Origin of the sequence: Citrobacter freundii ATCC 8090 = MTCC 1658 = NBRC 12681, from assembly GCF_011064845.1 — a bacterium.
Classification (GTDB): Bacteria; Pseudomonadota; Gammaproteobacteria; order Enterobacterales; family Enterobacteriaceae; genus Citrobacter; species Citrobacter freundii.
The window spans coordinates 2732078-2754966 of the sequence record NZ_CP049015.1 but is presented as its reverse complement, the minus strand read 5'-3'; the positions used below and the strand labels follow the sequence as shown (position 1 = coordinate 2754966).

At 52.2% G+C, this 22889-nt stretch carries 20 protein-coding genes; 2 read left to right on the top strand and 18 right to left on the bottom strand.

The window, feature by feature from the left end:
• Positions 1-85 precede the first annotated feature (85 nt).
• A complete protein-coding gene (gene emtA, locus G4551_RS13210; RefSeq protein WP_003020914.1) occupies positions 86-697 on the top strand; it encodes a membrane-bound lytic murein transglycosylase EmtA in 612 nt (203 codons plus the stop codon).
• 11 nt (positions 698-708) lie between these two features.
• Here emtA and ycgR read toward each other — a convergent pair whose 3' ends face one another.
• The gene (gene ycgR, locus G4551_RS13205) at positions 709-1443 is read right to left on the bottom strand and encodes a flagellar brake protein YcgR (protein WP_003020911.1); all 735 of its coding nucleotides are present in this window, start codon (positions 1441-1443) and stop codon (positions 709-711) included.
• Between the two features lie 201 nt (positions 1444-1644).
• Here ycgR and G4551_RS13200 point away from each other — a divergent pair, with 201 nt between their 5' ends.
• The gene (locus G4551_RS13200; RefSeq protein WP_003020908.1) at positions 1645-1899 is read left to right on the top strand and encodes a GlsB/YeaQ/YmgE family stress response membrane protein; all 255 of its coding nucleotides are present in this window, start codon (positions 1645-1647) and stop codon (positions 1897-1899) included.
• Positions 1900-1940: 41 nt separating this feature from the next.
• Here the strand turns inward: G4551_RS13200 and G4551_RS13195 are convergent, their stop codons facing one another.
• The 17 genes from G4551_RS13195 to G4551_RS13115 all read right to left on the bottom strand — a co-directional run bounded on the left by G4551_RS13195 (position 1941) and on the right by G4551_RS13115 (position 22609).
• A complete protein-coding gene (locus G4551_RS13195) occupies positions 1941-3911 on the bottom strand; it encodes a TonB-dependent receptor plug domain-containing protein (RefSeq protein WP_003841557.1) in 1971 nt (656 codons plus the stop codon).
• A 23-nt stretch (positions 3912-3934) separates the two neighbouring features.
• Positions 3935-4792, bottom strand: a complete 858-nt coding sequence (modD, locus tag G4551_RS13190; protein WP_003841555.1) for a ModD protein — start codon at positions 4790-4792, stop codon at positions 3935-3937.
• Complete coding sequence (locus G4551_RS13185) at positions 4789-5601, bottom strand: class I SAM-dependent methyltransferase (protein WP_003841553.1); 813 nt, start codon at positions 5599-5601, stop codon at positions 4789-4791. Before G4551_RS13185 ends, modD begins: the two co-directional genes overlap by 4 nt.
• A gap of 9 nt (positions 5602-5610) precedes the next feature.
• A complete protein-coding gene (locus tag G4551_RS13180) occupies positions 5611-6372 on the bottom strand; it encodes an ABC transporter ATP-binding protein (RefSeq protein WP_003841551.1) in 762 nt (253 codons plus the stop codon).
• Positions 6369-7328 (bottom strand): FecCD family ABC transporter permease, encoded by a 960-nt coding sequence (locus tag G4551_RS13175; protein ID WP_369712959.1) that lies wholly within the window; start codon positions 7326-7328, stop codon positions 6369-6371. The genes G4551_RS13180 and G4551_RS13175 overlap by 4 nt, the downstream gene beginning before the upstream one ends.
• 26 nt (positions 7329-7354) lie before the next feature.
• Positions 7355-8377, bottom strand: coding sequence for an ABC transporter substrate-binding protein (locus G4551_RS13170; RefSeq protein ID WP_003841547.1), 1023 nt, complete (start codon positions 8375-8377; stop codon positions 7355-7357).
• A gap of 207 nt (positions 8378-8584) precedes the next feature.
• The gene (locus tag G4551_RS13165) at positions 8585-10297 is read right to left on the bottom strand and encodes an alpha,alpha-trehalase (protein ID WP_003841545.1); all 1713 of its coding nucleotides are present in this window, start codon (positions 10295-10297) and stop codon (positions 8585-8587) included.
• A gap of 170 nt (positions 10298-10467) precedes the next feature.
• Positions 10468-11898: a dihydroxyacetone kinase phosphoryl donor subunit DhaM gene (dhaM, locus tag G4551_RS13160; protein ID WP_003020885.1), complete on the bottom strand. Its 1431-nt coding sequence runs from the start codon at positions 11896-11898 to the stop codon at positions 10468-10470.
• 10 nt (positions 11899-11908) lie between these two features.
• Complete coding sequence (gene dhaL / locus G4551_RS13155; protein WP_003020881.1) at positions 11909-12541, bottom strand: dihydroxyacetone kinase subunit DhaL; 633 nt, start codon at positions 12539-12541, stop codon at positions 11909-11911.
• Positions 12542-12552: 11 nt separating this feature from the next.
• Positions 12553-13623 carry a dihydroxyacetone kinase subunit DhaK gene (dhaK, locus tag G4551_RS13150; protein WP_003020880.1) on the bottom strand — a complete coding sequence of 357 codons (1071 nt, stop codon included), beginning with the start codon at positions 13621-13623 and terminating at the stop codon, positions 12553-12555.
• Between the two features lie 325 nt (positions 13624-13948).
• Positions 13949-15223: a Glu/Leu/Phe/Val family dehydrogenase gene (locus tag G4551_RS13145; RefSeq protein WP_003841543.1), complete on the bottom strand. Its 1275-nt coding sequence runs from the start codon at positions 15221-15223 to the stop codon at positions 13949-13951.
• A 321-nt stretch (positions 15224-15544) separates the two neighbouring features.
• Positions 15545-16513: a Csu type fimbrial protein gene (locus G4551_RS13140; RefSeq protein ID WP_032941266.1), complete on the bottom strand. Its 969-nt coding sequence runs from the start codon at positions 16511-16513 to the stop codon at positions 15545-15547.
• Between the two features lie 13 nt (positions 16514-16526).
• Complete coding sequence (locus G4551_RS13135; protein WP_003841539.1) at positions 16527-18812, bottom strand: fimbria/pilus outer membrane usher protein; 2286 nt, start codon at positions 18810-18812, stop codon at positions 16527-16529.
• 55 nt (positions 18813-18867) lie between these two features.
• Complete coding sequence (locus tag G4551_RS13130) at positions 18868-19590, bottom strand: fimbrial biogenesis chaperone (RefSeq protein ID WP_003020869.1); 723 nt, start codon at positions 19588-19590, stop codon at positions 18868-18870.
• A gap of 14 nt (positions 19591-19604) precedes the next feature.
• Complete coding sequence (locus G4551_RS13125) at positions 19605-20135, bottom strand: Csu type fimbrial protein (RefSeq protein WP_003020867.1); 531 nt, start codon at positions 20133-20135, stop codon at positions 19605-19607.
• A 309-nt stretch (positions 20136-20444) separates the two neighbouring features.
• Entirely contained in the window at positions 20445-21176 is a 732-nt protein-coding gene (locus G4551_RS13120) for a MerR family transcriptional regulator (protein ID WP_003841536.1), read from the bottom strand.
• A gap of 203 nt (positions 21177-21379) precedes the next feature.
• Positions 21380-22609 (bottom strand): diguanylate phosphodiesterase, encoded by a 1230-nt coding sequence (locus tag G4551_RS13115; RefSeq protein WP_003841532.1) that lies wholly within the window; start codon positions 22607-22609, stop codon positions 21380-21382.
• Positions 22610-22889: the final 280 nt, after the last annotated feature.

Sequence of the window (22889 nt, the reverse complement as noted above, 5' to 3'; positions counted from 1 at the left end):
TACAACTAAAACCAAATGTATATCATGCCGCGTAGGTATGTCGTTGTCACCTCAGCGACAGGTTCCGGCTATAAGGATAGATGACGTGAAATTGAGATGGTTTGCTTTTTTGGTTGTATTACTTGCGGGCTGTAGTTCAAAACATGATTACAAAAACCCGCCGTGGAATGCTGAAGTTCCGGTTAAACGCGCAATGCAATGGATGCCGATCAGTGAAAAAGCCGGTGCGGCCTGGGGTGTCAGTCCACAATTGATTACTGCTATTATTGCCATTGAATCAGGCGGTAATCCGAATGCGGTCAGTAAGTCTAATGCTATTGGTCTGATGCAGTTAAAAGCCTCGACTTCAGGCCGCGATGTTTATCGTCGCATGGGATGGAGCGGAGAGCCGTCGACCAGCGAGTTGAAAAACCCCGAACGCAATATCTCCATGGGGGCCGCATACCTGAGCATTCTGGAGACCGGGCCGCTGGCAGGGATTGAGGATCCGCAGGTGATGCAGTATGCACTGGTAGTATCGTACGCTAACGGAGCGGGAGCATTGCTGCGAACGTTCTCTTCCGACAGGAAGAAAGCCATCAATAAGATCAACGATCTCAGCCCGGATGAATTTATTGAACATGTTGCGGACAATCATCCGGCGCCGCAAGCTCCGCGCTATATCTGGAAGCTTCAGCAAGCGCTGGATGTAATGTAATTCAGGTGATGTTAATCGCGCACTTTGTTCGACTTTTCCCGGGCCTCGCGCTCAAGGGAAAAAATAATCCGCTGTAAGTTCCGCTCCACCGCCGGGCCGACGTTGAGAAAACGAAAGCTCAGGCGGGGAGTGGTAATGGTTTCGTTTTTACTGTCGATAACTTTGCGTTCGCTAATGGAAATAAGCTGGGCGTCAACGTGATACACTCCCCATTGTTCCATGTTCAGTTCAACCTGCGCGAAGCGTATACCTTCTACCAGTCCTTCTGGTTTTGCCGTTTCTAACAGCCCGCCCATACCGCCAAGCGACAAATCGAATAAGCGAAAGCACAGCGTGCTGTTGTCCGGCATTTTTGCCGTGCAGCGATAGGGAGGATGCAGCGGAGCGCCGATGCGGAAATATTCCCGACGCTGAACAAACCACAGGGAAGGCGGCAAGGATGAAATAAACGCTGGCAGTTGCTGATACTCACCTTTTTTTAACTGTGGCAGGGTGAATTCTACTTTGGCTCCCTGCGTTTCGGCGATAATCGAGATCTGACTGGCCCGCTGTACGGCCTGGTTTTCATATTCCTGGCTACCAAAATCCATGACCAGCTCGTCCGGGCTGACGGCCAGAACTTTGCTGATGAACTGGCCGCCCGACCAGGAGATACGCAGTGGAACCTGCTGCGATTTTAAGTCCCGAAGTACACCTAACACCGCTAACGGATTTTGCTTCAGGAACTGCTCATTGTAGTTACTCACACCTAATGACTCCCGGATGCCTGGTTTGTCGTTGGATTATCGGCATCAATCAACGGAACTTAATACAAATGGATGAAATTTTTTACCAACGCCAATGAATTAAGTCTGCGTGAAAACAGCATATAGCGATGGTTTGCCTATACTTTAAAGGCTGGCGCAAGAATGTCTTGCGCGTGCGTTCACTGGAAAGAGGGCCTGAAAATGGGAATTATTGCCTGGATTATTTTTGGTCTGATTGCGGGGGTTATCGCCAAACTGATTATGCCGGGGCGCGATGGCGGTGGATTTATCCTGACCTGTATTCTCGGTGTTGTCGGTGCTGTGGTCGGTGGATGGCTGGCAACGATGTTTGGTATCGGCGGCGATGTCAGCGGGTTTAATCTCCACAGCTTCCTGGTGGCCGTGGTAGGCGCGATTGTTGTGCTGGGTGTCTTCCGACTGGTGCGGCGAGATTAATCGAACGGCCCCCGCGGGGGCCGTTTCTCTGTATTGCTAAGTCAGAACTGATACTCAATCCCCGCCCAGTAATTACGGCCTTCTTCAATAAATCCTTCACTATAAACGTACTGCGTATCGAACAGGTTATTGACCGACGCGTTAACGCTGAATCCGTGACCGATGGCGTAGTCAGCGCGTAAATGGGTAATGGCGAAACCAGCGGCTTTCTGTGAGCCGTCGCTATTGCTATAGCTCGACGAACGGGCCTCTTCTGACAGCGTAATACTGAGCGGATCCCATGGCTTCAGCGTCATCCAGGCAGTCAGGGTTTGCGTTGGCAGGTCGGTAATCTTGCCGATGTCGCTGCGTTTGACGTCTGCATGAATAAGGCCGTAGCTCAGACCGACATCCAGCATATCAAAGACTTTACCTTTAACGCCTGCATCCAGACCGGTGTAATCCACCCGGCCACTGTTCTGATTCTGGATGGTGTCGGCATCAATATTGTGTGAAAGGATGGCGTCGCTGATGCGGTTGTAATACACGCTGGCTTCGAATCCCCAGTTCTGACTAAGTGACCCATTCCAGGTCAGATCCACGCTGTGGGCTCGTTCAGGTTTAAGCTGCGGATTGACCAGCGCCACCTGGTTATAGGCCGGTTTTGAGGTCGTGTAGCGTTCTTTCAACGTAGGGAAACGCGTTCTGTCAGAATAGGACAGCGCTAATGTGTCTGCATTTTCGAAGTGATATTTGGTCATCATCTGCCAGTTGAAGGCCGACTGATTGTTGTCATCATAGTGGGTGACGCTACCATTTTTTTCGTGCTTCATGCCTTCCAGACTGTCACGCCAGTCATAGCTTATTCCCGCCACTACATCGACATTATCCGCCGCCGCCCACTGATATTCACTGGCAACAGACCAGGTACGGTCTTCGTAACGGTCGTAAGCCGCATTCGGTGCGCCTTTCTCGCGGTGAACATCATCCTTCCAGTTTACGGCGAAAGAGAGCAGGTCGTTTTCACGCATATCCGCAGCGAGCTGCAGGCCAGCTCCATCGCTATAGTCTGAATAATGACTGTAGTTGCCTTTTTTGTTTTTCAGATCGGCAAGCGAGTTGTACATCATCAACGTATTTTCAAAGGTATCGCGATACAGACGGCTTTTCAGAGTGAAACGATCGCCCAGATGGGTGGTGCCCTGATAGTAATAGCTCTCTTTATCGTACTGTGGCCATTGCCAGTAGCGTGATTTCTGATTGCTGGTTCCGGCATATGGTGGGTTATCTTTTTCACCGTCCTGATTTATATAGGTCAGGACATATTCATCATCGCCGCGAGGGGTAAAGCCCAGCTTCACGATGCCGCGTTTATCATCGGCGGACGAGTTGGCAATCTTGCCGTGACTACCCGCAACCGGATTGTCCACGCCGTGCGGTAAGCCAAGGAAATCCTGCTTCAACTGGCTGCCGCTGAGCTGGATATAACCCAGATCGTTACTCGCGCCAAATGAAGCGTGCATATCGTGAGCGTTGTCTTTGCTACGACTCCAGCCCTGGCGATAGCCGATGCTGCCTTCAATTGGTTTGGTGGGCTTTTTGGTGGTGATATTAATGGCACCGCCCATCTGGTTAGGCCCTTGTAGCAGAGATGAGTAGCCTTTGGAAACTTCAACTGAAGCGATATCGGATGTCAGAAAACGGCCTAAATCGAGGTTGCCGTCATAGGGGATGTACACCGGCACACCGTCAAAAAAGACGGGAACCTGACGGCTGTCAAAACCGCGCACTTTCACCTGCTGCTCATTGCGGTTGCCCGACTTTTGCAGCACCACGCCGGGGACGACGCTTAGCGCCTGCGCCACGTTTTGTTTATCCAACTGTTGGATCGTTTCCTGGCCGAGAACCGTAGTGGTTGCCGCAGAGGCCGGGCTTGACCAGACGGTCATGGTTTCGCTTTCTTGCCCAGCAAAAGCACTGTGCGCGAAAGCAAACGACAGGGCTGTGTAAAGACAACTTTTGTTGAAATTCATTATTGTTAGTCCATTTTTTAATGTTATATGCCACGTGCGTCCGGGCTCAGGTTAACTTTGATATCCGCAGGTGGAGCGTAATAAGGTGCGGAAGTGATAAAGAGCCTGATGCCACAGTCGAGATAACCCGCCAGCGAGGCGAGGGTAATGCCGCCAGTCAGCGCCAGCGTGCAATGGGGGGCCAGTGAAGGTGCCAGGCGGGCAATGTCTGTCGCCTGCTCAGGGGTGAATTTGTCGAGTTGCAGAATATCGGGCGCGGCGCGTAGCGCGGCTAATGCTTCATCTGGCGTATCCGCCTCGACGACGATCTTTTTTTCTGGCGCATGGCTGCGTAAGCGCGCAACCGCGTTTGTCCAGTCGTTTGGGTTGGTAAGAAAACGGCGGTGATTAGCGAACAGCAGCACCGTTTCGGCGCATCCTCCGCGATGAATAATGCCCCCGGCGGCGAGTATTGCCTGAGTCGCCAACGAACGCGTGCCGGGAATGGCTTTGCGGGTGCAGGCAATCTGCCCATCAGGATAGCGTTGGCGCAGTTGGCTCAACATGCTCTCAAGATAGCCCGAAACTCCGCAGCTCCACTCCAGGACATTTTGTACCGCTTTCCAGCCCTGGTGCAGCGCCGCCGCATTCCCATGCGCACAAATCAATCGCTGTCCTGCACTTACCTGTTCACCATCGGCCACCATGTCGCTGACTGTCAGCCCTAATGACGTCAGCATTTGTCTGGCAACGGCGGTGCCGCTAACACACCCGCCCTGGCGATGGTAAAACGCCATAACGCCCGGCTGTGCGCCAATTCCCAACGCGCGGGTAGTCAGATCGCCGCCCTGAATATCTTCCAGCAGCAGCGCGTCGGTTTGCGCCTGCGAAAAGTAGATCATCGCAGCGCCTCCCGTGGGACGCTGTCCCACCAGATAAGCGCCCAGTCACGGCTGGCAGGGGCAATCGCGCGTGGATCCTGCTGCTGATACCAGGTTTCCAGACGTTCGACCTCGTCGGCGCTTAGTTCGCCCATACTCCAGCGCACGTTTTCCAGAAAGCGCGTCCAGGTACTGTTGTCCTGCTGACAGTTGGGGCCGCGGATAAAATCGACGTGCGCGTGGATCCCCATCTGATACAGGACATTAAGCGCATAGATATAGTTGGGAAGCTCAATCACCTCGCGGCCCAGCGCACGTTGAATGGAGGGGGAAACGAAAGATGAACTGACGAGATGGGTGGTGTAAACCCGCAGCCGGGCCTGATTATTCAGTTTGGTCATTGCCTGGCGCATATCGGCAACCAGCGTAGAGCGCGAGGCGACGGCGATATCGCACTGGGGTAAATCATCCCAGTGTTCTTCCCAGGCCCGCTGCACCCACTGTACGTGACGGGCGTTCATTTGCACAGCGCGGCGGGCAGCAACGCTCAGCATTCCCTGGCTGTAATCTACGCCGTAAATTATTGGTATCTTTTTAGCCAGCGCCAGCGAGACCGTACCGGGACCGCAGCCCATATCAAATAGTGACTCCGCTCCTTGCAGGTCGATTTTCCCCAACAGCTGTAGCAAATAGCTGTCGGTTAATGAGGCGCAATTCTCCGCCATTTTTTCCGCACGTTTATCCCAGTGCTCCGGCTTTTTCTCGGTTCTGTTCGCCAGTTGTAACTGTTTACGGTAAAGATCGGCAAAATCAATGTCGTCAATGAGCATTCTTATTCCTTAATTGTGAGAGCCAAAGAGGTGGTGGGCAATTTGTGACGGTGTAACGTGATACAGTGCAGCCAGGCGATCGGTGGCGAGCTGGTGTTCAGGAAGCCCCTGCGACACCTCACCGTTCGGTTCAACGCGTACCACGCTGTCGGCGATTGCCCGGGCGTGCAACGGATGATGCGTAGACATCAGCAGGGCCATACCCGAATTTTTCAGCGTCACCAGCGTGTCGAGCAGACGGATCTGATGCCCAAAATCCAGGCTGGAAGCGGGTTCATCCAGCAACAAAAGGCGCGGACGTTGCGCCAGAGCGCGGGCAATCAATACCAGTTGGCGCTCTCCGCCGCTCAGAGTGTTCCAGCGCCGGGGCGCCAGGTGAGAGATCCCCAGCATCGCCAGTTGTTGATGAGCAATTTCGTGTTCTTTAGCCCCGGGAACCGCAAATGCCGCCAGTTGCGGGGCCAGCCCCATCATCACCATGTCCAGCGCAGTGAAGGCAAATGCGCCGTCATGCGCCTGAGGAACCCAGGCGATAGCGGCGGCGCGTTGCCGATCGTTGAGATGATTTATGGCGATGCCATCAAGAAGAATGTCACCGTGAAGCGGCGAAAGAACGCCGAGAATGGTGCGCATCAGGGTGGTTTTTCCGCTACCGTTGGCACCAAGCAGACAACAGACGGAGCCGGGCGGAACCTGAAATGAGACATCGCGTAGCACGGGCTGGTTACTGTGGTATCCCAACGACGCATGGCGGACGGTCAGTAGCGTCATGGGCGATTTCCCCGTAGCAAAAGCAGCAAAAAGAACGGTGCGCCAATAAATGCAGTCAGGATCCCCAGCGGAATTTCCGTGCTGCTCAGCGTACGGGCGAGGGTATCGGTGAGCAGCAGCAAAATGGCGCCGACTCCCATGGAAACCGGCAGCAACTGCTGGTGGTTATTGCCACTGAGGAGTCGGCCGATATGCGGCACAACCAGCCCAATCCAGCCGATGATGCCCGCGATGGCGACGGTACAGGCGGTGATTAACGTTGCGCAGACGATCAGTCCCAGACGCAGTCGGGCGACGTTGATGCCAAGCGATCGTGCTTCATCATCCGACAGGGTGAGCAGGTTCATGCGCCAGCGCAGCAGCAATAGCGGGACCAGTCCCGTGAAGATCAGCGGTGCTGAGAACCACAGATCGTGCAGCGTAATCGTTGATAAACCGCCCAGCAGCCAGAAGGTGATAGACGGGAGTTGGGTATACGGGTCGGCCAGCGTTTTGATGAGTGAAATCCCCGCGCCACATACCGTACCCAGCGCAATCCCGACCAGAACCAGCGTTAACACCGGGTCGTGGCGCTTGACTCGCCGGGTAATCAACCAGACACCGGCGACCACGAATAAACCGCCGGTGAACGCATACAGCTGAATGAACAGGATCGGTAATCCAAACAGGATTGCCGTACAGGCACCTAAACCGGCACCCGCCGCCACGCCGAGGATATCCGGCGAGACTAGCGGGTTGCGGAACATGCCCTGATAGGTGGTTCCTGCGCCTGCCAGCGCCGCGCCGAGCAGCAATGCAGCCAGAATGCGCGGCAGGCGGATTTGCCAGAAGACGATTTTGTCCTGCATCGGGACGTCATCAGTACCTGTAATAAGATTCACAACCTGTTGCGCATCCAGGCGGTACGCGCCCGATACCGCAGCGACGCTCGCGCAAAGCACCACCGCAGCAATCATCAGAAAACCGAGGGTAGATGTTTTCATCAGACTGCCACCAGACGTTGATACTGTGCATCGCTTAGCGTGGTATGCCAGAACAGTTCGCTGTAGCGCTGCATATCGGCTTTAAAGCTCTTGTTAACCTGCGGTTCAAGCCAGGCGTGCAGGCGGCGTAACCCCAGTAAACGGTTGATGCCAGGAGGTGCATCCAACCAGCCAAACGGCAGACCGCTGAGAAACAGAATGCGCCGGTCAGCAACCGCTTTGACCCCTTGCCAGATCGGATCTTCTCGTAGGTGCTGCGCTGTCATCGCATCCTGCACCAAAATAATATCGGGCTGCCAGCTGAGCAGATTTTCCATTGAAACCTGTGTGAGCCCCTGTCTTCCGGGGATGTGCGCCACATTCTGTAGCCCCAGCAGTTCTGCCGCTTCGGTATGCAAAGAACCTTGTAAACCTGTCTCCAGTCCTCTGGCACCGCGCGCGGCATAAAAACGCAGATTCGCTGCAGCTGTATGCGAGAAAGCTATTGCATTATCGATAAATCGACGGGCCAGCGCGGCCTGCATTGCGGTACGCGAGACGACGCCCAATGCTTCACCGGCTGCGCGCAACTGTTCTGGGGTATGGCGCAGTTCGCCGTTAATCAGCAGCCAGGGAATGTGAGTTTGTGCGCTCACTTGTCTGGCCTGAGAAAGCCAGGTTTCATCGGCATTGCCGCAGTCAACAACCAGGTCGGGTTTAAGCGCCAGTAACGCTTCAAGTGATAGGGTACTGGCGCGTCCTGCCAGCCTGCCCAGTTTCGGCAATGCCCGAATATCATCGTGGAACGGGATGGCGGTCTGGCGAGATAAATCAAAGGAGGAAAGCCCTACCAGTTTTTCCGGCGCGACGGCCAGCAGCAGCATGTCAGCGGGCGCCCCCGCGCTGACCACGCGTTGGGTTATATTCGGCCCTGGCGAGCCTCCAACGGCAACGGTTAGCGGCGTTTGCGCCAATGCGGGAAGATGGCGTAGCAGCAGTGCAGATGCCACGAGTTGGGCAAACATCCGTCTTGTCAGTGCCATTATCAGTATCCTGAAGGTTACAAATTCGCTATATATTTACATATACAGCGAATAAAAACATGTTCAGAATCAAATTCTCACGGATGAAAACACCGGATACCCCATAAGGGCTAGAGGGGATAGAGGCAGCTTAAATAGCGAAAAATATGACAGAAAAATCCGCGACGAAGCGCGGATTCGGGGAGTAAAACGGCTCAGGTAATGACGTTATGGCGTCGGTTGAGTCTGTTTTTTAGGCTCGGCTGGTGGTGTACTTGTCGGTGTTGGCCGCGATGCGGGTACGCTGTCACAGGGCTTCTCTTTGGCGCAGATCAGGTCAAGCATTTTTAGCGTGACGCCGTTGGTCCAGCCAAAACCATCCTGCAATGGATATTCCCCGCCACCACCGCCGGTGCCGGTGGTGCTCACGTCATATTTTTCAACCAGCTTTTTCTCTCGATCGTAGGTGTGCTGCACATTGGTAAGGAATCGCCAGGTCACATCCATCGCAACGTTATCCTGACCGTAATTCTGTAACCCGGATGCTGCGACCCACTGGAGCGGGGCCCAGCCGTTGGGGGCATCCCACTGCTGGCCGCTTTTCACCGACGTGGTAGCAAGGCCGCCCGGTTGCAGCAGATGTGCCTGGGTGGCTGTGGCGACTTTACTGGCGCGATCTTTTGCCGCCGCATTGACATACAGCGGGAACAGGGCGGCGGCCGTGAGCTGATTGCGTACTTTATGGCTTTTCAGATCGTAGTCGGCATACCAGCCTTCTTTGTCGTTCCACAGATACTTTTCGATCCCTTTTTGTCGGGCATTAGCGAAGCCATCGTACTGCGCCGCTTTGGCATCATCACCGGCAGCCTTGCTGGCGAGGGCGATCATTTTTTCCATTTTGTACATCAACGCATTGAGATCGACTGGAACGATGCTGGTGGTGCGCAGAGTACCCAGCTGATTAGGATTGTCCATCCAGCGGGAGCTAAAATCCCAGCCGGACGCAGCCGCTGAACGCAGGTCGCGGTAGATTTCTGTGGCAGGGCGATTGGGGTTGCTTTTAGCGGTGGCGATATCCTCGACCCAGGACTCTGGCCTCGGCGTATCGCGGTCATCCCAGTAGCGGTTCAAAATGGTACCGTCATCCAGTTTAACCACGCGCTTATTTTGCTGACCGGGCTGGAGTGTTTCGACGCCTTCCATCCAGTAACTGTACTCTTTGAGCATCTGCGGGAGGTATTTTTTCAGCACGTCATTCCCGTCATGCTGCGCCAGCAGTTCAACCATAAAGGCAAAGAACGGCGGTTGCGAACGGCTCAGGTAGTAGGTGCGGTTGCCGTTAGGAATGTGTCCCCAGGAATCAATCTCGTAAGCGAAGTTTGCCACCATATCCGAGACCTTATCCCAGTGATTGCTTTCGGCAAGCCCCAGCATGGTGAAATAGCTGTCCCAATAATATATTTCGCGAAAACGCCCGCCAGGCACCACATACGGCTCTGGAAGTGGCAGTAGCGAGTCCCATTTTTCAGCGTCAGTTGTCGAGCGGGTGAGGACCGGCCACAGTCCGTCAATATGTTCGCGTAATGATTGCCCGGCCGGGGGAACGTATTTCTCGCCTTCTTTCGGTAAGGTGAAATTCACCTCCACAAAATGGCGTAAGTCGAATCCGGACTGATTTTTCTGCATCCGGTAATCGGCAAGGATCATGAGAGGATCGCTGTTAGGAACTGCGTCAGCAAAGGTTTTCTGGTCTGGAAACAGTTTAGCCGTTTGTACATCGTTAAACAGAGGTCCAAGCAGGATATCTGGCGGCTGCGGTGTAGCGGCTGGCGCGTCTTCTGCATTGACGGCAAAAGAGGAAAGGGCAAAAAAGGTACTGGCGAGAGTCAGTTTTATTGCAACAGAAAGCAGGCCTGGATGGCGAGTTGCAGGCGTTATCATCGGTTAATCTCCTTAGCGGTGTGCCGAAGTAGCGGCATTTACCATGAGAAAACCTTAGTTCAGGATCGAACGTTGCGCGTGATCGACACCCCATTTTGCGAACAAACAGACATTTCCCGACGCGAATAGGGAAGAAGCACACCCTTTGTCGAAAAGGGTGTGCTTCGGTATCAGTTTGCGCGGGTTATCCGCTGTGTGACACAGTCAATGGTCAGAGTATCGCCCATCTTGATGCTATCGAGAGCAGCGCCTTGCTGACACATCCAGCACAGACCCATTTCACGAGCGATAATCGCCGGATGAGAGGCTTCGCTGCCGTCCCGCAGGCAGATACCTTTGATGGTCTTCGGATCGAGTTGCAGTACCGTAGACGGATAAATGACATCAGCGACCAGGATAGTGGGGCGCAAGAACGCGGGAATTTGTGCGCTCTCTCCCGTCAAATGTTGCAGTGAACGAGACAGCAAATCTTCAATATCAATGTATCGCGCCTGCAGATAAGGGTCATCGAGCTGTAAATACTGCTGGCTGAGATCGCTCAGCACCTGATGCCAGGCCCAGGCGGCGCTGCATTGTTTTTCACGCATTACATCGCAGGCCATTTCAAACAGTTCAGGATCGTCCAACAGCGTGTGGTGACCGGAGAAGATGGCGGCGACATCTGCGGAATATCGTTCTTCAGCAAGAGCGGTGAGTTTGCTCAGATCGTTCAGCGTACTTTGGATGGCGGTCTGTAATCGCTGCTGCTCAGCCTGCAGTGATGCGGCGGACTGCGGGTTTACCTTTGGCGAGAACGGCGTGTGACAAAATGCCGTCCCCGTGACTTTTGAGGGAGCCAGAGTTGCCTTGTTATCAGTATGCGCGGGCTCGAGCGATTCACCAAAATTCTCTGCCGCCAACTGTTTAAATGCGGCCAGCGCATCCTCTGCCTGTTCGCCCTTAGCAATCAGGCGTAGCGTGTCATTACAGCGTACCTGCAGCAGGGCTATTTGATTCAGGCTATCAGGGACCACACACTTGCCGTTTTTCTCCAGCCACATGTCGGCGTTAAAACCAGACAACGCAGAAACCAGCCGCGAAGCCGGGCGGACGTGGATGCCGTTAGGGTTTTTCACCACAATGGCAACAGAACGGGCATCAGCGTCGGGAGACAGTTCAGCGGATGCGGGTTTCGCTGCGGATGGCGAAGGTAAACCCAGTTGTTCACATTTGGCGTCGAGGGCGTTCATGGCATCACGGATGACCCGATCGATATCAGCACCTGCGGCGGCGCTAACCGTCGCGGCCAGTGTGCCTTCAACCAGTGGTGCTGCGCACAAACGCACTTTGGCGGCAATGTTAGGGTCGAGCAGTTCCAGCGCGGTTTCCGCACTCAGTAATGCACTACCGATATCCATCATCACCAGCACGTGGTCCGTATCGGCCACGGACTCGATGGCTTCCATCACCTTAATCGGATCGGTGCCAATCGGATTCTCAGGATCGTCAATGCCTGCGGCAATGGCGATTTTGCAACCATCACCCATTAACATCTGCCGGGCCAGCACGCCGACGCCTTCGCCCAGTTGGGCGCTGTGAGAAACAATAACCAGGTTTACCATCGCTTTATCCTTACTCTCTGGACGCCTGAGCCAGCATTTGCATCATAAACATGACCGACGTTGCGCCGGGATCCTGATGCCCAATGCTGCGCTCACCTAGATAGCTGGCGCGGCCTTTGCGAGCCTGCATGGTGATGGTGCTTTGCGCTGCGACTTCCGCTTGTTGGCTTGCCGCTTCCAGAGCCGCCTGGACGCTCAGCTTCTGTTCGCATGACTGGCGTAAAGACTCCACTACCGGCAGCCAGACATCGCACATGGTTTTATCGCCAGGTTCAGCCTTACCGCGGCTAATCACACCTTCTGCGCCATCACGAATCATTTGATACAGCTCTTCAAGCGTCAGGCTTTGATGAGCCTGAGTAACCTGGGCGGCGCGGATAAAAAACGTGCCAAACAGCGGTCCACTGGCCCCGCCGACGCTTGAGAGCAGCACCATACCGGTGTTTTTCAAAATAAAGCCGATGTCTTTGTCTGCGATGGACGGCAGCTTTTCAACGACTTTGCTGAAACCACGATGCATGTTCAGACCGTGGTCGGCATCGCCGATCTCCCGGTCAAGTCCGGTGAGAAAATCACTTTCAGTGGTGAATATTTCACCGCAGCGATAGAGCCAGTTAACAATCTGTGTTCTGTTGAGGGACATCATGAATCTCCTTATTTACCCCAGTTGAGAGCAGGGGTGTGAACCGGTGCATCCCATAAGTTCAGCGTTTCGTCATCCACCTGTAACAGGGTGATGGAGAAGCCGGTCATATCCAGAGAGGTACAGTAAGAACCGATCAGGTTGCGCTCAATGACGATGCCTGCATCCTGGCAACGGCTTTCGAGGCGGTTATACACGCCGAAGAGTTCAGACAACGGCGTCGCACCGAGATTATTGACCAGCGCAATAACCCGATCGCCACTTTGTAACGCACGCTTGCTTTCTTTACCTTCATGCCACGCGCCCTGGACGTTGTCCCAGTGGCGGAGCGTACGGCTGTAGTTACCGTTTTCCAGCAGGGTATCGAACATTTCATCAACGGTCTGATCGAGAGAGGTGAAGGTGCGGCGGTCAATGCCCGGTTCCCCGTGGATACCTACGCCAAACTCCATCTCGTTATCCTGTAACGTGAACGACGGTTGTCCGGCTGCCGGAACGGTACAGGCGCCAATGGCTATGCCAATGGAGTGGCCCTGGTTATTCAGCTTACGACCCAGCGCAGCACAGGCTTCCAGCGAGTCACCGCGTTCGGCGGCCGCGCCGACCAGTTTTTCGATCAATACGGTATTAGCCACACCACGACGTCCGGCGGTATACAAACTGTCTTTCACCGCCACATCGTCATCCACCACCATGGTGGTGACCTTGACGCCGCTTTCGTGCAGCAGCTCGGTAGCGGTTTCGAAATTAAGAATGTCGCCGGTGTAATTTTTGATTATCAGCAGCACGCCTTCCCCGCCATCAATTTGCATGGCGCATTCGAACATTTTATCCGGCGTGGGGGAGGTAAAAATCTCACCCGGGCAGGCGCCGGAGAGCATGCCCTGACCAATGTAGCCGCAATGCATAGGCTCGTGCCCGCTGCCGCCGCCGGAAAGCAGCGCCACTTTGCCCATCACCGGTGCATCTGCGCGGGTGACATACACTGGGTCCTGATGCAGTGCCAGGGAAGGATACGCTTTCGCCAGTCCGGCGAGTTGTTCATTCAGTACGTCTTCAACACGGTTGATCAATTTTTTCATTATTTATGCTCCGCAGACAGTCCTGGATGGCTGCCAAATTCGGGCAGGCATCTGATGTAGGGTATCGGTTTGTACAACGCCACGGCGACCGCTCGCTGCCGATAAGGTAATTTTGCACACGGGTTTGCAAAAGAAAATTGCTGTGAAGAGCGTTTCAATACGAAACATAGCAGCATAATAATGTTCCGTATTGGAACGTCATGGTGCATAAAACAGCGAAAGTGAGAGGTCGGGCGGTATTTGTGCGGAAAGTTTTTGAACGATTTTTTATGGAAAACAAACCACCTGCAGAACAGGTGGTTTGTAGGCATGGTCGATTTCAGCGTTAGCCCGGATAAATTCCGCGATCTTTTCGTGCCAGCAGAATGCGTTCGCAGGCAACGATGTAGGCTGCGGTACGCAGGGAGCAGGATTTCTCAGCTGCTTTTTCCCAAACATGCACCATCGCATCAGTCATGATTTTGTCCATGCGATTGTTGATCTCTTCTTCACTCCAGAAGAAGCTTGCCATATCCTGAACCCATTCGAAGTAGCTGACGGTTACGCCGCCGGCGTTACAGACCACGTCAGGCACAACCACGATACCACGGCTTGCCAGCACATCATCGGCATCCGGATAGGTTGGGCCGTTAGCGCCTTCAAGTACCAGTTTACAGGTCAAGGTTTCCGCACGGTGACGGGTGATCTGACCCTCAAGCGCGGCAGGAATAAGAATATCCATATCCAGGCTCCAGAAGGCCTCGCTGGCGATGGTTTCAGCGCCCGGGAAACCGGCAATCTGTTTGTGCTCTAACTGCCAGGCAGACAACGCGGTCATGTCGATACCTGTGGAGTTAAACAGCGTAGCGGTGTGATCCTGAATCGCGACTACGCGTGCACCAGCTGCCGCGAACAGTCGGGCGGCTTCGCTGCCGACATTACCAAAACCTTGCACTGCAACGCGAGCACCTTCAACTTCGATGTTGGCACGGCGCGCGACTTCCAGACCGCTGACGAAAACGCCGCGACCGGTGGCTTTATCACGACCTAATGAACCGCCAAGGTGAATAGGTTTACCGGTGACCACACTGGTCACGGTGGTGCCGTGGTTCATGGAGTAGGTATCCATCATCCAGGCCATGACTTTGCCGTTAGTACCTACATCCGGCGCAGGAATGTCTTTCTGCGGCCCAATGATAATGCCGATTTCGCTGGTATAACGACGAGTTAAACGCTCCAGTTCGCCTTCAGACAGCGAGAACGGATCGACGCGCACTCCACCTTTGGCACCGCCGTACGGCAGGTTCAACGCTGCGCATTTGATGGTCATCCATGCGGACAGGGCCATCACTTCATTAAGATCAACATCAGGATGATAACGCACACCGCCTTTGCCCGGCCCGCGGGAGAGGTTATGTTGCACGCGATACCCTTCAAAATGACGGATAGTGCCGTCATCCATCTGCACCGGGATATCGACAATCAGCGCGCGTTTTGGGTGGCGCAGGGTATCCACCCAATGGGAAAGTTCGCCCAGGTAAGGGGCCACACGCTCGATTTGTTGCAGGTAGGTATTCCAGGCAGATGTGCTGCTATCTGAAGCGTAAGATAACTTATCCATGATAAACCTTAGTTATAAAAGTAATATGTTCTTAATTTGGCCGTGGTATACAGTGAATCTCACCATATAAACCTAAATTTAACATTTTTTTCATAGAAGGGCCTGCCCGACCAGCACGAATTATCGCCATGATTAGTATGGGCTTTAACTTGCGATTGAATAGTTATTCTGTGTCTTTGTTTGTAATTGGGTTGTTTTGCAGGGTGCGTAATTTAATATGCAGAATATATAAAAATCGTAATTTGTTAGATTTATGACGCACCTCTAAAAGTAAATAATTTGATAACAAAATGTATTTTCTTTATTGCGGTTAAGATGAGGTCAGTAGGTTACGGCGATGGTAACGGTATCGGCATAGTTGTCTGGCGTGTAGTTCGCGCTGGGGACGGTGGCGTAAACCGGGTAGGTAGTTGTTGTTCCCGTACCGTTGCCCGCGACGGTATTGAGTGATGTATTGCCCCAGACCGTACCGGAAGGACCTGGCGTCGAACTAAGCTGGTAGGGGACTTTATCCGTATTTGACCCCGTGCCCGCCATCACGCCGCTGCCTGCCGTATTACCGTTGGAGGGCTGAAGCCCGATGGTGTAAGGCGTGTTATTGGAACATGCTACGCCCACGGTATTTGAAGCCGTAAGGTTACGCCCGGTCGCCCTGGCTGGCGCAAAGCTAATATCGGTTGCAGAGGTGATATTGCACTGTTTGCTTACGGTCGCCGATACGGTGAAAGGCAGCCTGGCGGCAACCGTATCGCCACAGGTTGTTGGCGGGAAAAGCAATCCGGGATTGAGAGTGACAAGGGCTGTTGCCGTCGTATAGTTATCCTGATAATTTCCGGGGACGGCTGCGGTTTGTGGTGTGACGATCTGCGCCGATACCGTGAGTGAACCCGTCACTGGCGTCAGATTCAGCAGGTTAAGCTGTACCATGGGAAAAGTGGTTCCCGACTGATACTGGCTGCCCCAAACTTTGGTGCGCCCGCTATCCTGGTAAAGCTGGTATGCCAGTGTACTGGCAGGCGTTCCGCTTAATGACATATTTCGCGGTGTCACCTGGCCGCTGACGGCCGAGGCGCCAATATTAAAACAGAGATTGATCCCTGCCAGCGCGTCACCAAGCTCTTTGGTGCAGGTGTAACTGAACGTCATTGATGACGTTGCGCCTGTTGCAGACAGTGGATTGACCGAACCTAAATTTATGGGTTGAACATTGCTCACTGAACAGGTAACCGCATGGCTAATAGCCGGACAAAAAAGTACGGCAGCGATGAGTAGCAGATGTCTTAACCTCATGAACGTACTCCTGTTAGTGTGGGCGACAAACCAGTGGGCCTATTTGCATAATCCCCTTTGCTGACACGGGATAGTCAAATTGCACGCGACAACTACCGGTGTCCGTATCAACGCGCAGCGTGTTGTGCTGTTCCAGGGTGTCGAACCAAGTCATCCCATCAAAACCAACGACAGACGACTGTCCTTTTCCGTTGATGGCGTAAGCCATGCTACCTTCAGGAATTGGCTTACCCTGATTGTCGACGAGGATAACCTGCGCAGCACGTACGGTGGTGATGCCAAAACTAACCAAAGTACCGGAACGATCTGCAGGCGTGGCATTCGTCTCAACGCGTGCGATCCGCATATTGGTGGGGAGATCCATCGGGTCAATACTGATCAGGTTTTTTTGATAACTGTTGAGCGGCGTGACCAGCAGTAGTCCCTGGTCATCGCTGCGGCCAATCAGGTTATTTTGCAATTTGACTGGAACATCAGGCACGCCGTCAGTTGAGACGACGGCAAAACCATTGTTGATTTCCCTTGCTGCAAACAAGCCGCCTCCCATGGTCACCAGCGATCCGGTTGCGCCTGCGTAGCCGTAATGGTTATCTGGTAAACGGCTGAATCCCGCGTACGCTTTACCATAACGCCCCAGATATCCTACTTCTCCCTGGCCACTTTGTCGGGAAGCCTGCTGACTGGCGGCCAGATTCCAGCCCCAACCGCCGTCGGCAGGCGGCGTCTTGCTGGCGTTGAGCTGATAGCCGGTTTCATCGTTGGTGCGTTGTAGCGTGCTGCTGGCGCTCAGATTGTTATCAGTGGTAATCGTTACCATCAGATAGATACTGCGATCGCGGTTATCGTCAATGTTCTGGTTGAGTCCGGCATTCAGTGAGATGCTGTCTGTAACGGATTTGAACCAGCTGGCGTTGGCGTAGCGCACCGCATTTTCGTGTGGATAACGAAACTGCAGATAACTCAGGCTGACATTTCCGGCAGATTCCAGCGAATAGCCAATGACCGTGTTGCTGTTAAGCGTTGGGGGCGGCTCACCATAATGGGTGGCGACATCGCGGTAATCGCCAGAAGTTGCCGTGTTACTGGTACTGAAATTAAACCGTTCGCCGGACCAACGATAACCAAAGCTATACAGAAATCCGTTCTGCCCTGAATCGCTACTTGCGGCAAGTGATGTCGAAAATGTGCCGCTGCGGGTTCCCGGGATCCAGTCGTTACTGAAGCCTGCGTTAATTAGTCCATCGCTGGTTTCTGCGTGAGCCCCGGCGGTCAACGTATTGCTAAACCCGCGACGCCACGTAGCGCTCAATACCGGTGCGCTGGCATAGTCAAAAGAGGAATAACCATAATTTTCGCGTACCGTGCCCAATTCTGCCGACCAGGCGGTTAATCCTTCCCGCAGGAGTTGTTGATCGTTGTAGAACGAGAAATTTTGTACGCTCGTTCTGCCCAGCGCGTCTGTCATCATCACCTGACCCGTTCCCGCGCCGCTGATGTTAGGCATGGTGTTGATCTGAAAACTACCTGCGGGGACTTCTCCGTTGTAGTACCTGACACCGTCCACGTACAGCTCAACGTTTGATGGCAACGTCGCGGATCCCAGATATGCAGGGAGCGGGGTGGTTGGCATATAGGGCTGTAAACCAAAATCGGTGCCTATCTGAATGCCGCCGATACGCGTTGGTCGGGACCAGATGAGTGAGCTTGTCAGGGTATCGCCAACGGTTAACGCCAACATCGTATCAGGAAATGAGGTACGCCAGCTGGTATCAAGGCGCTCAAAGCTGTTATCGGCGTATCCCTCGGTGGAGTACTGCGTCAACTGGGTGGTGCTGAGCACGCCGGCAGCATTGAAGGCGCGAAGTTCACTGAAGGTATTTATTACGCTCTCATCCCCCTGCTGGGTATAGATATCATAATTGAGCAGCGCTCCGCGTGATGTTGTCGCCGTTGGCGCGGTTTCGGTAGGCGAGTTAAGCTGCGTGGTGGCAAGATCGAGTGAACTAAGTGGCGCAGTAAGCGAGAGCGTTTGCAACTGAACGTTGTAGTCAATGGTTAACTGGGGGATATCGTTCAGGCAGACGGCGTTAGTGGCGTCTGGAGCAAAGCGAAAGCCCATTTTACTCAGGGTATTAGCTCCCGCATAAAGCTTTCCATTATCGTAGCCAAAATGTACCAGCCCAACGGGATTCCCATTTAAGGTGACATCGAGATACAAATCGACTCCCGTAATTTGTGAGGTGCTATTAATAACACCATTCTCACTCTGGTTATTATTCAGCGTTTGTGCGCAAACCATTCCCGATATTAATACTCCATTGAGAAAGCAATATTTCACCAGAAGCCAGAATCTGTTACAGATCTTGTACTGTTTTTTGGCCATTGATTGTGACTTCAATTTTCCCGCCATAATGATTATTACTGGCCGACGGGGAGACTATCCAGCGCATTGTTGAGCCTGGTAAAACGTAGCCTAATAGTCCGGGTGTAATGACTTTTTTAGTACCGTCAGGGCTTATAAATGTTGCAGCAGATAACTGTGCATGCCCATTTCCCTGATTACTGACTTCAATAAATTTTTTGCCATCCAGTTGTTGTAATTTCCATTGCAGTTTTGCCTGCGTTTGTGCCGCTGATGTTGGTTGAATGAAAACGGGAACGGAATAATGCAGCACAAACTGAAGCTTATTTTTTTCTACTTTTGCAGGAGGTAACTCATCTATCGACAAACGATAAGCGTCTTCGGCATGTGCCGAGGGAGGGCTTGTGCGAATAACTCGAATCAACTGACGTTCTCCAGGGGCTAATGCCAACATCGGCGGGCTTATCACCAGCCCCTGAGAGGGGGAAAGTTTGTTGTCATAAGCACTTTGACTCCAGCGAAAAACCCGAACCTGGGCATTGAGCACATTTTCACCCGCGTTACTCAACCAGATACCATCGGCATTTTGCGTCGCTTGCAACGTTAACGTGACCGGGGCTATTTGCAGCCCACTGGCAGTGGCAAGGTTGGCGCTCGCAACCATCCCTAGCAGGCATGCGCAGGCACACTGCTTAACAGGCAGTTTTACTCTCATATAGCTTCCTGAAGTTAGTAGTTAACGTTAACCGTTACCGTGTCGGCATAGTCGTCAGGAGTGAAGTTGGCGCTCGGTGCGGTGGCATAAACAGTAAAAGTTTGCACCAGGCCGGTCCCTGTCGCTGCTACGCCATTCCCAGGTGCGGTGTCGGTGGCGGTATTTCCCCATACCGGACCTGTTGCTGACGTGCGATTTAGCTGATAGGGCACTTTATCGGTATTGGTAGCAGCGTTAGCCACAGAGGACATGGCGCCCGAGCCCGTCGTCGTCCCTCCATTAGCGGCCGACGGCGCCAGCCCGATAAAATAGGGCGTGGTTTTTGAGCAATTAATTGAAATAGTGTTGCTTGCACTGGTATTTGTCGCCGTGGTATTCACCGGACCAAGTGTGATATTTGAAGCCGAACCCGCAGTCACGGTACAGGCCTTTTGAATCGTCATCAGCACCTGAAATGTTCCGTTAACGGTTGCTGCATTTGCCACAGAGATAATGGAAAAGGCGCAGCAACAAAGAATTAAGCGTTTGTCTAAGACTAGAGCCATATCCTTTACCTTTTTCAAATAACCACATTTATTACTTTAGAAAAACAATAATGTGGCACAAGAAGACATAATTTAACCCTAGAATAAGTATTAGGTGTACGCCAGTTGATCTAATGAATTTTACTTAGGAAAAAGGTGATGTCGTCGACAAAAAAATAATACCAACGGGTGAGTATGTTGTTTTGTTTTTATGCTATGGCGGGTGTTAAGTCAGGAGAATAGGGGGCAACATATTCCTTGGATGGTACTCAAAATAACCACCCAAAAAATGAGAGTCGTATGATTTATCTTACACGTATTACGTATTGGCTACGGGCTGTGGAAAATGACCTTATAACCTTGCTCATTCCAGTGTTGTAGCAGTTCATTTTGTCTGCGGGTTGGCGCGATACCGGTCCAGACAAAAAGCGTTTGCCCAGGGAAAAGTTCAGGTCTTGGCGATTCAATGGGTTCAGCCAGAACGGCAATATGCCAACCAGATTGCGATAAACGCCAGGCTTCGAGCCACAGACGGGTTCTGTCTTCAACATCCCAGGCCAGCAGGAGAGCATCCTTTCCTGACTTGCGCCGCGTTTCAGACAGCAGTGTTGCAACATATTCAATCAATGCGCCATCAAGCATGCTGTTCATTATGCGGGATGTATTATGGTCAAGTATCAGCCGTTGACGTACGGGAAGATAAACGTGATCAATCAGCGCATCTACGGGGTGAACGCGACCGAGTGCGGTAATTTTGGCTCGCAGCTTCGGTGGATGCGCCATGCGAAGAATGCTCATCATCTCTTCTTGTAATTGATTCCAGTCGTCGTCAGCTTGACGGGTACTGGTTTCCAGCAATGCCTTAACTTTACCAACAGGTATGCCATTGCTAATCCAACGTTTTATTTCTTCAATACGCTGAATATCTTCTTCATCAAAGAGTCGGTGGCCACCTTCACTGCGTTGAGGTTTGAGTAAACCGTAACGTCGTTGCCATGCCCGAAGGGTGACAGGATTTATCCCGCAACGTTCTGCGACATCCCCAATGCTGTAATAAGCCATAGTTCCCCCGGACACTCTTGATTCTCCGTCACCGATATGCGGTTCCTGCTACTGTGTACAACATTCATCAAATTGTACAAAACATATATAAGATTCTAGCAAAATTAAGATTTACTTTACTATCATGCAAGGAGTAAATGCTGTTTTTTTATGTTCGGCATGAGGGCGGTTGTGGTGATTGTTGATTTATAACAATGCGTTAGTTATTGTGACGCTGAGAAATCATTTTTCTCTGGCCATGCAACAGATGGAATACCATTCAGGCAGGCTTGTGCAAAAAGGTTACCCGGGAAGATTTCAATGCCCGCGGATTCAAGCCACATCCACTCTTCGGGTTTTTCAACGCCGACTGCGGAAATCATAATTTCCAGTGACGCGCAGCATTTGATAATTGCCTGAATGATAGCCTGCCGCGGTCCACTTTTATGCACATCCGTGATCAGCTCGCGGCTTATCTTAATTCGGTCGGGTTGAAAACGAGACAGAAGCTGAAGCCCGGCAAAACCTGCCCCAAAATGGTCTATCGCCACACAGATCCCCGCAGCCTTGAGTGACTTCACGGCCTGCGCGAACGTATCAAAGCGAGAAATAACTTCACTTTCGGTAAACTCTACAATGATTTGTTCAGGCACTAGCCCGTGCGCAGCGATTTCGTTTATAAGAAAGCTGACTGCATTGGGTTTGTTTACCAGGGTCATGGGGAGCAGATTGACTGACAGCATTTTGTCGTTAAGTCCCAGCGCGCTTGCCATTGCAAAAGCAGTCTTTTTGCTCTGCAGATCCGCGGTATACAGTTCCTCAGGATTTAAGTTGTCAAAATAAGTTGCGGGCGTTTCACCGTCTCTACCACGAATAAGTGCTTCCAGAGCAATGACGCGTTGCGACATAGGATCGATAATTGGTTGAAAAGCAAAGCTGAAATCTATATCGGATGGGAGTGTGTTTTCATCCAGGAGAGTACAAGAGTTGTCGGCAATAAAACTCCAGCAATCTGGCGCTGGTATTTCAAAATAGCTCGATTTTTCCGTCGCAAGGACAAATGTGCGGAAAAACTGTAACGCCCTGTCATCATAGGTGAGCTGAAATTTTGATGTTCCCTTATTCAGCACAGCTTGCAGAACGTCATTGCGTTCATGTTTTTGTAGATCAAATAACTCCATTCCCACTTTTCCGAATCTTCTCGCAGGAGCGTAATCACACATCAGCTCAACGATATTGTGGTGCCGTGGATCGTTACAAATACAACAATAAATCTCTTTTACCTGCTCCTCAGGGCCTTCAAGCAGTTGGAAAAAGTGGTGACCGTTAAAGAGTAAGATTCCCGTAACATCAGATCGCCTGTTTTTGATATTTGCGGCTGTCACCATATCCTCAAGCGCTTTGAGGGGGGCGTCATCACGTAGATGGCTGCGGTAAATAATGGTCGTGAGCATGGACAGTCCGGGAATAAGGGAGAGGAAGATATATGACAGTATCAGACAACCCAGGTTATGTCCTGATTTTAATACATTATTCTAACTTTAATTTCACAATTGAACGGTCTGATTAAGATGAAATTTAGCCATGTTACGACGTGATTTGTACAGTGATCCTAATGTTTATATCAATCGATACAATTGTAAGTAATTGATTTGCATCATTTAGCACATTTTGGTAAAAACAAATTAATCTTGTTGTACACATTTTTGGTACAACTTTGCTACTGTTATAAAA

What these genes read in the sequence shown, in the direction of transcription:
- G4551_RS13200 (WP_003020908.1), top strand. Translation starts at nt 1,645, where the DNA reads ATGGGAATTATTGCCTGGATTATTTTTGGTCTGATTGCGGGGGTTATC.
- G4551_RS13195 (WP_003841557.1), bottom strand. Translation starts at nt 3,911, where the DNA reads ATGAATTTCAACAAAAGTTGTCTTTACACAGCCCTGTCGTTTGCTTTC.
- modD (WP_003841555.1), bottom strand. Translation starts at nt 4,792, where the DNA reads ATGATCTACTTTTCGCAGGCGCAAACCGACGCGCTGCTGCTGGAAGAT.
- G4551_RS13185 (WP_003841553.1), bottom strand. Translation starts at nt 5,601, where the DNA reads ATGCTCATTGACGACATTGATTTTGCCGATCTTTACCGTAAACAGTTA.
- G4551_RS13180 (WP_003841551.1), bottom strand. Translation starts at nt 6,372, where the DNA reads ATGACGCTACTGACCGTCCGCCATGCGTCGTTGGGATACCACAGTAAC.
- G4551_RS13175 (WP_369712959.1), bottom strand. Translation starts at nt 7,328, where the DNA reads ATGATTGCTGCGGTGGTGCTTTGCGCGAGCGTCGCTGCGGTATCGGGC.
- G4551_RS13170 (WP_003841547.1), bottom strand. Translation starts at nt 8,377, where the DNA reads ATGGCACTGACAAGACGGATGTTTGCCCAACTCGTGGCATCTGCACTG.
- G4551_RS13165 (WP_003841545.1), bottom strand. Translation starts at nt 10,297, where the DNA reads ATGATAACGCCTGCAACTCGCCATCCAGGCCTGCTTTCTGTTGCAATA.
- dhaM (WP_003020885.1), bottom strand. Translation starts at nt 11,898, where the DNA reads ATGGTAAACCTGGTTATTGTTTCTCACAGCGCCCAACTGGGCGAAGGC.
- dhaL (WP_003020881.1), bottom strand. Translation starts at nt 12,541, where the DNA reads ATGTCCCTCAACAGAACACAGATTGTTAACTGGCTCTATCGCTGCGGT.
- dhaK (WP_003020880.1), bottom strand. Translation starts at nt 13,623, where the DNA reads ATGAAAAAATTGATCAACCGTGTTGAAGACGTACTGAATGAACAACTC.
- G4551_RS13145 (WP_003841543.1), bottom strand. Translation starts at nt 15,223, where the DNA reads ATGGATAAGTTATCTTACGCTTCAGATAGCAGCACATCTGCCTGGAAT.
- G4551_RS13140 (WP_032941266.1), bottom strand. Translation starts at nt 16,513, where the DNA reads ATGAGGTTAAGACATCTGCTACTCATCGCTGCCGTACTTTTTTGTCCG.
- G4551_RS13135 (WP_003841539.1), bottom strand. Translation starts at nt 18,812, where the DNA reads ATGGTTTGCGCACAAACGCTGAATAATAACCAGAGTGAGAATGGTGTT.
- G4551_RS13130 (WP_003020869.1), bottom strand. Translation starts at nt 19,590, where the DNA reads ATGAGAGTAAAACTGCCTGTTAAGCAGTGTGCCTGCGCATGCCTGCTA.
- G4551_RS13125 (WP_003020867.1), bottom strand. Translation starts at nt 20,135, where the DNA reads ATGGCTCTAGTCTTAGACAAACGCTTAATTCTTTGTTGCTGCGCCTTT.
- G4551_RS13120 (WP_003841536.1), bottom strand. Translation starts at nt 21,176, where the DNA reads ATGGCTTATTACAGCATTGGGGATGTCGCAGAACGTTGCGGGATAAAT.
- G4551_RS13115 (WP_003841532.1), bottom strand. Translation starts at nt 22,609, where the DNA reads ATGCTCACGACCATTATTTACCGCAGCCATCTACGTGATGACGCCCCC.